Source organism: Hymenobacter sp. YC55 (assembly GCF_029433095.1).
GTDB lineage: Bacteria > Bacteroidota > Bacteroidia > Cytophagales > Hymenobacteraceae > Hymenobacter.
Genome location: NZ_JARNTX010000001.1, coordinates 2,656,017 through 2,668,479, shown reverse-complemented (window position 1 = coordinate 2,668,479; position 12,463 = coordinate 2,656,017). Strand labels below are relative to the sequence as shown.

Here is a 12,463-nt window from a genome sequence, read left to right as displayed (position 1 = left end):
TGCCGTGGATGAGCACCAGGTAAGCGGTAGCCACCCACGTAAACCGGTCTAAACCGTGCAAATCGGCATAATGCGCGGCAAATCATTGCTGACGATGGGTTGGTCGAGGGAGCCCAGAAACATGGCCAGCGGCAGAAGATGCTCGCAAACGTGAGCATCTTCTGCCGCTGGCTGAGGTTTTCCGTCATGAGAAGCAGAGGGTGGGCTGAGCCTGCCTGTGCGCAGTAAGCAGCGGGGCGTAGGTTGAGTTAGCAGTTGCGAGTTGTCGGTTGCCATTCATAAGGGCTATTAACTGGTAACTGGCAAGGCAATATGCTACTTTCGCGGCCGTGATTACCACTCTGACTCTCGCGCTGCTGTGTTTGTTCGCCTTTATGGCGGGGTTTATTGATTCGATGGTCGGCGGGGGCGGGCTGATACAACTGCCGGCGATGCTGCTGCTGCTCAAAGGCGTACCGGAGCCTACTATTTTCGGCACCGGCAAAGTATCGTCGTTGATGGGAACAGCGGCGGCCCTGCGACGCTATGCTGGCCAAGTGCCCATTCAGTGGCGCGCCGTGGGTACGGCGGCGGTGGTGGCGGGCAGTTTTGCGTTTTTGGGGGCGCGGGTGGTAAGCATGTTTCCGCGGGAGTTGCTGCGGCCCATGGTGCTGGGCCTGCTGGTGGTAATTGCTCTCTACACGTTTTGGCGCAAAGACCTCGGTGCCCTGCACGCCCCGCGCCTCTCGCCCCGCCGCGAAGTGTGGGTGGCCATCATCATGGGCGCAGTTATTGGCTTCTACGACGGCTTTTTCGGTCCCGGCACGGGCAGCTTTCTGCTCTTCACGTTCGTCGGGCTATTCGGCTACGATTTTCTAACGGCCTCGGCCTCGGCCAAGCTCGTGAACGTAGCTACCAACATTGCTGGGCTGGCGTACTTTGCTTATACCGGGCAAGTGCTTTGGATGGTGGCCTTGCCGATGGCCGTATGCAACATGTTAGGCTCTAGTTTGGGTGCGCAAGTGGCTCTGAAGCAGGGCACGGGGTTCGTCCGGATACTGTTTCTGGTGGTCGTCAGCGGCATCATTCTCAAACTAGGCTGGGAGACGTTTCACTAAGAAGAAGACCCGGTGCGTTTGCTGTTCTTCCTGCGCAAGTCGTGCAGAAAGAACAGCAAACGCACCGGGTCTTCTTTTTTACTACTCCTTATTCGCCTTGCGAAGGGAGGCCGGGCGCAGGGTTTCCCTGGATGCCCTGGGCATTAGGAACGCCCATTTTTTCTTCGCGTTTGCGCTGGTACTTATCGAATTGAGCGGGAGACAGTACGTTTTTCAAGGCGCTCAAGCGGGCCTGGCCGATGTCATCGACGATGGAGGCCATTTTGCGCACGTCTTGTCGGTAGTTGAGGCGGGCCGACTCAACGCCGCGCACACTGGTTAGGTTGATTTGCCGCACCTTCTCCACTTGCTCGGGGTTGAGCGCCAATGCCTTCTGCATGTTGCTGGTAAGGGCATTGGCACGCGTTTCCACCTGAGCTTCGGGGGGCGCCGCCATAGGGCGGGCGGGCGCGGCCGCCGAGGCAGAGGTCTTGGGTTTGGTGGTGCCAGCTACGGCCGGCTTAGGTTTCGGCTTGGCAGCGGTTTGGGCTAGCAGCAGGGTAGGAGTGGTCGCCAGCAGCAGTGCGGCGATAAAAAAGGTTTTCATGCGTAGTAAGTGAAAATGCCAGCCGACGCATAGCGCCTCTGGGCCAAGCAGTGAGCGAGGGGCTGAAACTGACACGTAAATATGATGCCAATTCGTGAAAGCTGCGCCCATAACGTCTATCTAGAACTTTCTGGTTTCAAGTTGTGCTGTTTCCAGTGCTGATTTTTAATTGGTTAACCAGTGCCTTCCAGCGTATTCTGCATCTGGCTGATTGTGAGCTGTGGGCCTACTGTTGTGCTTGCCGGAGGTTGGCCACAGGTCGTTGCAAGACCCTGCCAAACATCTTCCGCGTGCAACGAGTATCTAAGCAACAACTAGGACACCGAAGCAGAAACGCAGACTATATGAAAGCAGAAAAACGTACTAACTGGTTGGCACTGGCCGGCGCTGGCGCGCTGCTGGCGGCCGCCACCTTGTGGAGCAATCGGCGCGGCTCCTACAACTTGCAGGGCCGGGTAGTCTTAATTACCGGCGGCTCGCGCGGGCTTGGGTTGATTCTGGCCCGCCAAGCGGTGGCCGAAGGCGCCAAGGTAGCTATCTGTGCACGCGACACTGACGAGCTGGAGCGCGCCCGGCAAGAGCTGTCCGCAGACGGTGCTGAGGTGCTGGCCGTGTCCCGCGACCTGATGGTGCCCGGCGAAGTGCGCACCATGGTAGCCGAAGTGCAGGAAAAGCTAGGCCCCATCGACGTGCTGATCAACAACGCGGGCATCATCACCGGCGGCCCGCTCGACCATATGGAGTTGCGCGAGTATGAGGAGTCGATGGACACGCACTTCTGGGCTCCGCTGCACGCCATGCAGGCCGTGCTGCCCGATATGCGCCAGCGCGGCGAGGGCCGTATCGTGAACATTGCCTCGGTGGGCGGCAAGGTGGCCGTGCCGCACCTGGCGCCCTATTGCGCCAGCAAATTTGCGCTGGTCGGCCTCTCCGAGAGTTTCCGTTCGGAGCTGCTGCAGTATGGCATTCAGATTACCACGGTTTGCCCCGGCTTGCTGCGCACGGGCAGCCCGCCGCATGCCATCATCAAGGGCCAGCACATCAAGGAATACGCTTGGTTTACCGTTGCTGATTCTATGCCCGCCATTACGGTGGGAGCCGAGTCGGCGGCTCGCCAAATCTGGAACGCCTGCCGCCGAGGCTACGCCGAAATCATCATTGGGATGCCCGCTAAGCTGCTTTCTGCTTTCCACGGCTTGGCCCCCGGCACCACCGCCGACATGCTGAGCTGGGTGAACCGCGCCCTGCCTGGCCCCACCGGCGAGCAAGGCGACGCCCGCCGCTACGGCCACGAAAGCGAGTCGCCCATCACCCAATCTTGGCTCACTACGCTCACGCGCAAAGCCGCCAAGAAAAACAACCAATAGGAAAGCAACAAGGCCCGGCGACACACGCCGGGCCTTGTTGCTTTTATAAAGCAGAAGGTTTCATTCCACGCCGGGCATCGTGAACCGATACGTGTGTACTTCCCCCTCGGGCAGTTGCGCTACCACATGGTACAGCATACCGGGCAACAGTTGCTCGCGCCGTAAGGGCAGTCGGGTAAGGCCGGCAGGTAATTCGCCTTGCCACAATTCCTCGGCGCGCAGCTGCCCCTGAAAATGATACAGCGTGATGGTGGCTTTGGTAGGAGTACGGACGGTGAGCTGCACTTCCGGTACCACTTCAGCTAGCAAAACGGTTAGGCGTTCGAGCACGGACTGTTGTGCCGCCGGACTCAGCAGAAACTGAAGTTGCGCGAGCCCCACTGGCCCAAAAACGTCTTCCAGTCTGACATCTGGATCTTGCAACTGAAACCCTTGTAGAAGTTGTGTCCGCTCCTGGTCGTTGAAGCCAGCACCGAGCCCGATAAGCGTAAAGTTGCGGGCGTCGAAGTCTTGGTGAACAGTAGCCAGCATAACGGTGCCTTCCACGGCGTGGCCGTCGGACCGCAAGGCGCTCAGCAACCGGTTCAGCACGGCTTGATCCTTCCCAACCAATAAGGCACGCGCGGTCTTCATCAGTAAAAGGCAGTAAGGCAGGTGGTATTTGCAGTTGCTTGGTAAGTAGATCAGACGATTAACTCAATAGAATCCCTTAAACTAGAACCGTGCATACACGCAGTTAGCACGCTGGTTTTATCCTGAACCTTCGTCAACAGTCCCACTTCCTTGACGTTTCCCGTTCACCTGACGCTTGGCCCGGTTTTTCTGCCCGTGCACTTGTTGCTGGAGGTGCTGGCCTATACCCTAGGCTACCGCTACTACCAACGCCTGCGTACCCGCACCACCGACCCGATTTCCGACGAGCACCGGCTTTGGATTTTTGTGGGCTGCGCGGTGGGGGCGCTGCTCGGCTCGCGCCTGCTCGGACTGCTCGAACACCCGGAGCTACTGCTACACCCACCCGGCGGCGGGTTCTATTATTTCACCAACAAAACCATAGTTGGGGGCTTTCTGGGTGGCCTGATCGGGGTTGAAGTCACCAAAAAGCGCCTAGGCATCACTGCCTCCAGCGGCGACCTGATGGCGTTTCCGCTGCTGCTGGGCCTAAGTATCGGCCGGCTCGGCTGCTTCCTCAGCGGCCTCGAAGACGGCACCTACGGCACCGCCACCGATCTACCCTGGGGCATCGACTTCGGCGACGGCATTCGGCGCCACCCCACCAACCTCTACGAAATTCTGTTTTTGAGCATACTGGCGTTGCTGCTATGGTTGCTGGAGCGGCGCAAGCCGCTCCCGAACGGCCGGCGGTTTCAATTGTTTCTGGCCGCGTATTTACTGTTTCGGCTATTGGTGGAGTTCATCAAGCCCACGCCGCCCTTGCCGGGTCTTGGGCTTACGGCCATTCAGTGGGCTTGCGTGGCAGGCTTGGGGTATTATGGGTGGGTATGGGTGACAATTCCAATCAAGAGATATTAACTGGCACCTTCAACTAATGCTATAATATGAATAACATTTGCGCTAACTCCTTATTGCTTTTCTTAATAGGTGTTTTATCTAGCTGCGAAGGCCATAGGGTGCAGTATGGCATTGTTAAAGACAAGCAATCAAGAATGCCATTGAATCATGTTTTGGTTGAAGTAAATAACTACCATGAAAATGAAGAGATATATACTGATTCAAAAGGTAGATTCATAGTTGATGGAGCTTTTGGTGGATGTATGCCAGACTGCCCAGATATTGTAATTAAATTTTCAAAGAAGGGATATCAGTCAATAGAAATGAGAAATCCGACTGGCACAGTATTCTATCTAGCCTCTCAAATGAAATAGCCTATATACATTCCTCCCATGCCCGAACGCCCCTATATCTACTACGATTTCACGCTGAGCCTCTGCCCGGAATGTTTGCGCCGCATCGAGGCCAAAATCGTGTTCGAGGACGGGAATGTGTACATGCTCAAGCGCTGCCCCGAGCACGGGCGCCAAAAGGTGCGCATTGCCACCGATGTGGAGTACTATAAAAGCATCCGCAATTATGTGAAGCCGAGCGAGACGCCGCGTCGCTTCAACATGGCCACCCACTACGGCTGCCCCTACGACTGTGGCCTCTGCACCGACCACGAGCAGCACAGCTGCCTCACGGTGGTGGAAATAACCGACCGTTGCAACCTCACGTGCCCTACCTGCTACGCCGAAAGCAGCCCTACCCACGGCCGGCACCGCACCCTAGAAGAAGTGGAAGCCATGATGGACCTGGTAGTAGCCAACGAAGGTGAGCCCGACGTGGTGCAGCTATCCGGTGGCGAGCCCACGCTGCACCCGCAGTTCTGGGAGATTCTGGACATGTGCAAGCGCAAGCCCATCAAGCACCTGATGGTGAATACCAACGGCGTGCGCCTGGCCAAAGATGAGGCCTTTGTGGCGCGGCTGGCCACCTACGCAGGCGCGTTCGAGGTGTACCTGCAATTCGACTCGTTCCGCGAGAACGTGCTGCTTACCATGCGCGGCCGCGACCTGCGCGAGGTGCGCCAACAGGCCATAGCAAACCTCAATAAGTATAACCTCAGCACCACGCTGGTCGTGACCCTGCAAAAGGGCCTCAACGACGACGAAATGGGCGAAATCATCGACTACGCCCTCCAGCAGCGGTGCGTGCGCGGCGTCACGTTTCAGCCCACCCAAGCTGCCGGCCGCCTCGACAACTTCAACCCCGCAACGGATTCGTTTTCGCTCACGGAAGTGCGCCAGGGCATTATCGCTCAAAGTTCGGTGTTCACCGCCGCCGACCTACTGCCCGTGCCCTGCAACCCCGACGCGCTGGTCATGGCTTACGCTCTGAAGCTGGACGGCGAAGTCTTTCCCCTCACGCGCTACCTCGACCCCGCCGAACTGCTCACCAACAGCAGCAACACCATCGTGTACGAGCGTGACCCGCGCCTGCGCCAACACATGCTCAAGCTGTTCAGCACGGCCAATACTGTGGATACGGTAGTGCCCGAAATCAACCAGTTGTTGTGCTGTTTGCCGCAGGTGTCGGCTCCCAACCTGAGCTACAACAATCTGTTCCGCATCATCATCTTGCAGTTTATGGATGCCCATAATTTCGACGTACGCGCCGTCAAGAAATCCTGCGTGCACATCGTGAGCAAAGACCTGAAGATCGTGCCTTTCGAAACGATGAACATCTTTTACCGCGACGCCGAGAAGCTGGCGCGGCTGGAGGAATTGCGGGCCGAACGCACGGGTATTATCTAGGTTACGAAATTGAACAGCCCTGCGCGCCGGATTATCGGTTATAACCTGTTGATTATGCTAGGCATGGCAGTGCTATTTCGCTTGCCGATTTGGAAGCAGGAGGTAGCCTTCCTTGTCTATATTGGCCCACTGTGGGGTATGATTTTGATGATTATGTGGAATGCCACTGCCGCTTTATCAGCTAAATCACCGGAAACTCGGCAGGCACATTGGCTGGGGTTGCTAGTAGTGCTGTTGATTGGAATAGGTACCTGTGCCCTGCCTTAATTTCGATAGGCGCTAACCAAGTGCTGTTAAGCAACGGCTTAGCTGGCGCAATTATGATGTTGTCGGACAATTAGGATGCACTACGCCTTGGCTTTTTATCGGCCTTATTGCTATTGCTGATAGGGTTAAGTTTCTGTGGGCTAATGTTGTCCAACATAAAAGGTCATCAAAGCCTGCGAAAATTTGCTGTAACTTACTGTTGGTTGTTTTCCCAACTGTCATGCCTGATTCAGCTCCACAACCCAACCATATTCTGCGCAACAACCTGATTGGTTTGCTAATTGCGGCCGTCGTGCTGGGGCTGTTGGCTGGCGTTACAGAATTGGCTAGTGCGGCGCTGTTTGCCTTCGGCTATGTCATACAGGCCGCCGTAAACGTGGTGCTGGGATTATTTCATTTGTTTCAAAACACCAATCAACCAACCGATAAGAGCCCCGCACCTTACTTTCTGAGTGCCCTGCTGGTGCTGTTGATTGGGTTTGGAGCGTGTAGTGGTATGGTAGTCTTGAGCGGTGGCCTTGGTAACATGCACTAGCTGCAAATCGAGTGTAAGATGCAGTTGCCAACCAGGCTTTATCTATGAAGGCGCCATTCCAACGCATTGCCGCCTACAATATGGGTGTGTTGCTGGGAGCAGCTTGCCTGCTACGCTTGTTCATTCGAGAAGAATACACCACACAAATGAGTGGGTATGCCTTATTAATGGCTCTGGTAATAGTAGGCTTGTTCGTTTTTAACCTAGCCGCGGCTACTTTAACAACTGTACCCGGCCGTGGCAAGGCCTATTTGCTGGTTGCGCTTCTGGTCGTATTGATTGGGTTTGGGGTGTGCGCAGGAGGAGTACAAACTATTCCTAGGATTGGGGAATCTTCAGAGGAGGGCAGTTCTACTGAGCCATGGGAGCCGGAGCCGGCTGACACTTCGGGCAATGATACGTAGCCCGGCCACCCACGTAGCCTTTATCAATTAGCGTTTTCGGGTGGCGGGGGCAGAAGGTGTGGGCATCGGTGCCGGGCGTAGCGGAGTCGTCCCACTCGCGGGCGTGAATCAGAAACGAGGCGGGGAAGTGCCGGTAGGTGGCCTCGTGCTGAATAGCGGTGGTGAGCACCAACTGGATGGCGTCGTGCAGGGCCTTAAACTCTTTGGCGTTGAGCGTGTGCGCCCGGCGCTCCGGATGAATCTTGGCTTGAAATAGTACTTCATCCACTATCCAGTTGCCCAGGCCAGCTGTGATGCCTTGGTCGAGGAGCAGCGGCTTAATCATCGGCTTCTTGGTGCCGAGCACAGTTTGCAGATGCTCGGGCGTTACGTCCAGCGCATCGGGGCCGAGCTTTTTGGCTTTCTGGTATTGCGCTACGCTTTCCACCAACCGAATGCGGCCAAACTTGCGCGGGTCAATGAAAGCCACGCGCAGACCATCGGCAAGGTGGAAGGCGACGCGGGTAAAGCGGGGCGCGTCGTGGTCGTCGCGGTAGGCACCCACGTCGCCGGTCATGCCGAAATGCAGGACCACAACCTGGCGGCTATCTAACTCCAGAAAGCAGTTTTTGCCGAGGCGGTGAGTGGCCGTCACGCGGCGGCCTACTAAGGCCTTGCGTAGCGTGTCTTCGTCGGTGGCAAGAACGTGGGCGTCTTTTACTTCAAACGCCGTAATGGTTTGGTGCAGAATGATATCGTCGAGGAAGCGGCGGTAGGTTTCAACTTCGGGTAGTTCGGGCACGGAGCAGGAGCAATAAGTACAACACGGTTCAGGTACTGAACAGCTTCTGCGGGCTCAGAGTTGCAACAAAACAAGCACCTGCACCAGATTATCAACCCTAACGCAGCAGCTAAACTTGATGGCTCACATGCTGTAGCACGAAGCTCCAGCTTCGCGTATCGTGGTCCGATTCTGCTGTTACGGGATGGGTCTTGTCGTTCAACAATGCGCGAAGCTCAGGCTTCGCGCTACAGCGTATGGGCTGAATTTAAACCCTACTGTCTATACCGTCAGCTTGCCTTCCACGAGCACCACGCCCGTGCCGCCTATGCGCACAAACTCAATAGCCTCGCGCGGACCGGCTACGTGCACCGTTATCGTGCCCGGTCGACCGAGCCAATGGCCTTGCTCGGCAATGAAATCGGGGTGGGCAAGGTAGGCATAGTACCACAGATAGGCTGCCATGCCCCCCGTGGCCGACCCCGTAACCGGGTCTTCGGGCAGGTCGGGGGGCGTGCCGAATTGCCGGGCAAACGTGTGGCCGGTGGGGGTGGCGCCGCCCAAACAAAACAAGTGGGGACTGAAAAAGTCGGAGCTGGCCCGGTAGCGGGCGTAGGCGGTGGGCTCGGGTGGGGTGGCCCGGCGCAAGGCGTCATGGTCGCGCAAGAGCATCATGAGCTGCGGGGTGCCCGTGCTTACCGTTTGGATGGGCGCACCCGGCAATACATCGGCAGCGGTGAGGCCGAAGAGCGGGGCTACCACCGCTGGGTCGTGCAGCTGACCAAATACGGGCGGGCGCTGGGTCATCAGAATCTGCGGCAACTCGTCCGCCTCCATCGGCGCATCTACATCTATCCGAATCGGGCCGTCGCGCAGGGCGAGCTGCAACGTGGTGCGCAAACCTGCGAGCTGCAAGCGGCCCGCATGCATCAGCGCCACCACGGTGGCAATAGTAGGGTGCCCGGCCAGCGGAATTTCTTCGGCTGGCGTGAAGAAACGCACCCCGAAGTCTGCCGCCGCGGAGCGCTGCACAAAAGCGGTTTCCGACTGGTTGAACTCGCGTGCCAGCTGCTGCATCTGCTTGTCAGTTAGAGCATCAGCGTCCAGTACGACCGCGCACGGGTTGCCGCCCAACGGGGTTTTTGTGAAGGCATCAACGAGCAAGAAAGGGAGCGTAGACATACAGCAGCGGGTTGGTTGGGTGCAAAGGTAGATGCATCAACCAAGAACATGCCTGTAGTCTGATGGGTGACTAGCACTGAAGCCTTTGCATATAGCAGAACACCAAATCCGAGCCGATGGTCTGTTTGCTGGTAGCTGAGGTGCTTCAATAGGTGTGGAGGGTTTTAACACCCAAAGCACTTTTCCAAGGTGTTAGGACGCATAAGCACAAATAGATGAAGTTTATATGAAGCCTAAATCCGGTCGAGAATCCACGTCGTAGCTCTCTTCAAAGTCTAATTTTTCACCAAAAAATAGCAAAATGAGAAAGTCTTTTTACGTTGGAAAGTTGGCAGTCTGCGCTGCTCTATTGTTCTCATTGTCCGGTTGCGAGGATTATTTGGAGCACATTTTCAATGAGAATAACCAGGGCAACGGGCAGCAATTAGACGTCCCCTTTATTGCCTTGGAAGAAGGTGTTAAACTAGCTGCTTTTGCGGCTGGTAGTTCCCAAAGCCCTGTTGCTACGGTTGCCATCAGTGGTTTGCAGTCCGGCGAAACCATTCTGGCCATTGACTTTCGGCCAGCTACTGGGCAACTGTACGGAGTAAGCAGCGCCAGCCGCCTCTACGTAATCAACCCCCTGACGGGGGCCGCCCGCATGATTGGCGCAGGACCTCTTACGCCAACGGTCTCGGGCACTATTGCAGGCTTTGATTTCAATCCGACCGTAGACCGTATCCGCTTAGTAACCAACACCGGGCAGAACCTGCGCCTAAATCCTGAAACCGGTGCCGTTGCCAATACCGATGGCCAGATCAACGGTGCCACTGGGGCCAGCATCTCCGCCGTAGCGTACACGAACAATGTAGCTGGCGCCACCACAACCACCCTCTACGACATCGACATTACAACCCAAAAGCTCTACAAGCAGATGCCACCTAATGATGGTACGCTGGTGGAAGTTGGCGACCTCAAGCTAAAAGTAACCGGGGAAGGCGGCTTCGATATTGCACCCCAAAACGACAAAGCAGTTGGGCTTTTTGAAGTCAACGGCAAAGCCACGTTGTTCACTGTCGACTTGGCTACCGGCAAAACCAAAACTATAGCCAAGTACAACAACAAGATGTACACCGGCATTGCTATTCCGACCCAGCCGGTTGCCTACGCCATTACGCCTGCCAATAGCCTCCTGATTTTCAACCCTGTAAATCCATCTTCCACCGTAGCCAAGCCGCTTACCGGCTTGGAAGCCAACGAAACCGTAGTAGGCATTGACTTCCGGCCCGTAAACGGCCAACTATACGCGTTAGGTAGCCATAGCCGCCTCTACACCGTCAATACATCTTCGGGAGCGGCCGCGTTTGTGGCGTCTTTGAGTACGCCCCTCGCCGGTACTGCTTTTGGCGTGGATTTCAACCCTACCGTAGACCGGCTCCGGATTGTGAGCAACACCGGCCAGAACCTGCGCGTGAACCCCACCGACGGCGTTGCTCTTGTTGATGGCGCACTCAACCCCGGCACACCCGCTGTTACGGGTGCCGCCTACACCAATAACTTCGCCGGAGCCACTACCACCATGCTGTTCGACATTGATGTAATGTCCGACAAACTTTTCGCCCAGAATCCGCCAAACGCAGGCACTCTAGTGGAAGTAGGCAACCTCGGCGTAGATGTGGAAGCTGCCAACGGCTTTGATATTGGCGGAACGACCGGCACCCCATACGCCTTGCTTTCCTCGGGCGGCAGCACCAAGCTCTACCGAATCAACACTAGCACCGGAGCCGCAACCAGCGTAGGCGACTTTACCAGTGCCGCTACTGGCTTGGCCGTTGGGCTCGGCTTCTAGCAGCTTATATTCCTCATAAACAAAAAGGTCCCGGCTAAACAGCCGGGACCTTTTTGTTTATTCTTGAATAATATTGACAGTTCGTGCCCTCCTTAGGAAGGGTCCGATACCATGGCTACTTGCCGACCGTTGCTGTCATAGACGGCACCTTCTGCATCAATCAGGAGGCGGCGGTTTTGCTCGTCAACCAAGATGAAAGGAAAGTCTTCGTTGTTGGAGCGGGTGATGCGGCCTACCACTTGCGCCGTATGCTCCTCATGGTCGAGGCGAATTACGTTGAGGCGGTTGGTGAGGTAGAACGGCTGGTTGGGCTTATTGCGGAAGGTAATCTTGCCTACCAAGCTCATCTGCCCGTTGCTGGCCATTACAACCGGCGTTTTTGCGCTAGTGCTGGACCGGGTTGGAGTGGGCGTCGGCACAGCAGGGTAGTTGCTTACGATAGCGGGTGCGGCGGAAGGAGCAGTGCCGCGGTTGCTAGCCGCAATCTGCTGGCTGGCCCGCTGCCAACCGTCGTTGATGGCCTTGAGGCGAGTGGAGCGGCCGGGGTGCGTAGGGGAAGCTTCCTCGTCCGATACCACCGCCATACCGGCTTGGGCTTCGGCCAGGCTGGCGCCCATTTTGCGCAGCACAAAGCCCGAAAACTCGTCGGCTTCTAGCTCGTCGGTGGGGTTAGAGCCGCCGGGCTTCAAGGTGTGGCCGTTGAGGTGGTGGCCCATTTCGTGGGCAAGAATGCTGATGCCCGCCCAGTCGGAGCGGCCGGCGCGGTTCACGGCAGCCACAAAGTCGGGGTTGTAGAGTAGGAAGCGTTTGCCGTTGTATACCACCGCTGCCGCGTTTTGAACGGCGCTGGTAGCCTGTAATTCGAAGCGGGGCTTAAGGCCCACCACATCGGTGATTTCGCGCAGTACGTCGCGCTTGGGAGTCGTAGTTGAGGATTGAGCACTGACCGAACCGGCCAGAAGCAGCCACGCAGCCAGCAGCAAGCCGGAGAAATGGCGGAAAAAGCGAGGCTGAAACGTCATGGAAATAGTAGTAGGATGAGAAACCTGGATAGTCAGGAATCGTGCCTAAATAACGTGTACCACCAATTTTTAGTGCCCACAAAAGAAGCTGTGTATAGCTAGTA

The 12,463-nt window shown here is 56.6% G+C and carries 13 protein-coding genes; 7 read left to right on the top strand and 6 right to left on the bottom strand.

Annotation, left to right across the window (positions count from 1 at the left end; translation table 11 throughout):
- Positions 1–48 precede the first annotated feature (48 nt).
- Positions 49–276: a hypothetical protein gene (locus P1X16_RS11280; protein WP_277228840.1), complete on the bottom strand. Its 228-nt coding sequence runs from the start codon at positions 274–276 to the stop codon at positions 49–51.
- 53 nt (positions 277–329) lie between these two features.
- On the opposite strand from P1X16_RS11280, the gene P1X16_RS11275 reads away from it, so the two are divergent.
- Positions 330–1,097 (top strand): TSUP family transporter, encoded by a 768-nt coding sequence (locus P1X16_RS11275; RefSeq protein WP_277228838.1) that lies wholly within the window; start codon positions 330–332, stop codon positions 1,095–1,097.
- Positions 1,098–1,185: 88 nt separating this feature from the next.
- Here the strand turns inward: P1X16_RS11275 and P1X16_RS11270 are convergent, their stop codons facing one another.
- Positions 1,186–1,683 carry a hypothetical protein gene (locus P1X16_RS11270; protein WP_277228836.1) on the bottom strand — a complete coding sequence of 166 codons (498 nt, stop codon included), beginning with the start codon at positions 1,681–1,683 and terminating at the stop codon, positions 1,186–1,188.
- Positions 1,684–2,027: 344 nt separating this feature from the next.
- Between P1X16_RS11270 and P1X16_RS11265 the strand changes: the two genes are divergently transcribed.
- Positions 2,028–3,050, top strand: coding sequence for an SDR family oxidoreductase (locus P1X16_RS11265; RefSeq protein ID WP_277228834.1), 1,023 nt, complete (start codon positions 2,028–2,030; stop codon positions 3,048–3,050).
- 60 nt (positions 3,051–3,110) lie between these two features.
- Here P1X16_RS11265 and P1X16_RS11260 read toward each other — a convergent pair whose 3' ends face one another.
- Entirely contained in the window at positions 3,111–3,683 is a 573-nt protein-coding gene (locus P1X16_RS11260) for a hypothetical protein (protein WP_277228832.1), read from the bottom strand.
- Between the two features lie 150 nt (positions 3,684–3,833).
- Between P1X16_RS11260 and P1X16_RS11255 the strand changes: the two genes are divergently transcribed.
- The 4 genes from P1X16_RS11255 to P1X16_RS11240 all read left to right on the top strand — a co-directional run bounded on the left by P1X16_RS11255 (position 3,834) and on the right by P1X16_RS11240 (position 7,163).
- Positions 3,834–4,583, top strand: a complete 750-nt coding sequence (locus P1X16_RS11255) for a prolipoprotein diacylglyceryl transferase family protein (RefSeq protein ID WP_277228830.1) — start codon at positions 3,834–3,836, stop codon at positions 4,581–4,583.
- Positions 4,584–4,609: 26 nt separating this feature from the next.
- Positions 4,610–4,936 (top strand): hypothetical protein, encoded by a 327-nt coding sequence (locus P1X16_RS11250; protein WP_277228828.1) that lies wholly within the window; start codon positions 4,610–4,612, stop codon positions 4,934–4,936.
- 18 nt (positions 4,937–4,954) lie between these two features.
- Positions 4,955–6,361, top strand: a complete 1,407-nt coding sequence (locus P1X16_RS11245; RefSeq protein WP_277228826.1) for a radical SAM protein — start codon at positions 4,955–4,957, stop codon at positions 6,359–6,361.
- A gap of 487 nt (positions 6,362–6,848) precedes the next feature.
- Positions 6,849–7,163, top strand: coding sequence for a hypothetical protein (locus P1X16_RS11240; protein WP_277228824.1), 315 nt, complete (start codon positions 6,849–6,851; stop codon positions 7,161–7,163).
- A 351-nt stretch (positions 7,164–7,514) separates the two neighbouring features.
- On the opposite strand, the gene mutM is transcribed toward P1X16_RS11240, so the two are convergent.
- On the bottom strand, positions 7,515–8,348 hold the full coding sequence (gene mutM, locus P1X16_RS11235) for a DNA-formamidopyrimidine glycosylase (protein WP_277228823.1): 834 nt from the start codon (positions 8,346–8,348) through the stop codon (positions 7,515–7,517).
- Positions 8,349–8,609: 261 nt separating this feature from the next.
- Positions 8,610–9,509, bottom strand: coding sequence for a PhzF family phenazine biosynthesis protein (locus P1X16_RS11230; protein WP_277228821.1), 900 nt, complete (start codon positions 9,507–9,509; stop codon positions 8,610–8,612).
- A gap of 379 nt (positions 9,510–9,888) precedes the next feature.
- Here P1X16_RS11230 and P1X16_RS11225 point away from each other — a divergent pair, with 379 nt between their 5' ends.
- Positions 9,889–11,337 carry a DUF4394 domain-containing protein gene (locus P1X16_RS11225; protein WP_277228819.1) on the top strand — a complete coding sequence of 483 codons (1,449 nt, stop codon included), beginning with the start codon at positions 9,889–9,891 and terminating at the stop codon, positions 11,335–11,337.
- Positions 11,338–11,429: 92 nt separating this feature from the next.
- Here the strand turns inward: P1X16_RS11225 and P1X16_RS11220 are convergent, their stop codons facing one another.
- Positions 11,430–12,359: a membrane-binding protein gene (locus P1X16_RS11220; RefSeq protein ID WP_277228817.1), complete on the bottom strand. Its 930-nt coding sequence runs from the start codon at positions 12,357–12,359 to the stop codon at positions 11,430–11,432.
- Positions 12,360–12,463 lie beyond the last annotated feature (104 nt).

Excerpts from the sequence above, each read along its gene's own strand:
- P1X16_RS11250 (WP_277228828.1), top strand. The coding sequence starts at position 4,610 with ATGAATAACATTTGCGCTAACTCCTTATTGCTTTTCTTAATAGGTGTT.
- P1X16_RS11230 (WP_277228821.1), bottom strand. The coding sequence starts at position 9,509 with ATGTCTACGCTCCCTTTCTTGCTCGTTGATGCCTTCACAAAAACCCCG.
- P1X16_RS11245 (WP_277228826.1), top strand. The coding sequence starts at position 4,955 with ATGCCCGAACGCCCCTATATCTACTACGATTTCACGCTGAGCCTCTGC.
- P1X16_RS11280 (WP_277228840.1), bottom strand. The coding sequence starts at position 276 with ATGGCAACCGACAACTCGCAACTGCTAACTCAACCTACGCCCCGCTGC.
- P1X16_RS11220 (WP_277228817.1), bottom strand. The coding sequence starts at position 12,359 with ATGACGTTTCAGCCTCGCTTTTTCCGCCATTTCTCCGGCTTGCTGCTG.
- P1X16_RS11260 (WP_277228832.1), bottom strand. The coding sequence starts at position 3,683 with ATGAAGACCGCGCGTGCCTTATTGGTTGGGAAGGATCAAGCCGTGCTG.
- P1X16_RS11270 (WP_277228836.1), bottom strand. The coding sequence starts at position 1,683 with ATGAAAACCTTTTTTATCGCCGCACTGCTGCTGGCGACCACTCCTACC.
- P1X16_RS11265 (WP_277228834.1), top strand. The coding sequence starts at position 2,028 with ATGAAAGCAGAAAAACGTACTAACTGGTTGGCACTGGCCGGCGCTGGC.
- P1X16_RS11240 (WP_277228824.1), top strand. The coding sequence starts at position 6,849 with ATGCCTGATTCAGCTCCACAACCCAACCATATTCTGCGCAACAACCTG.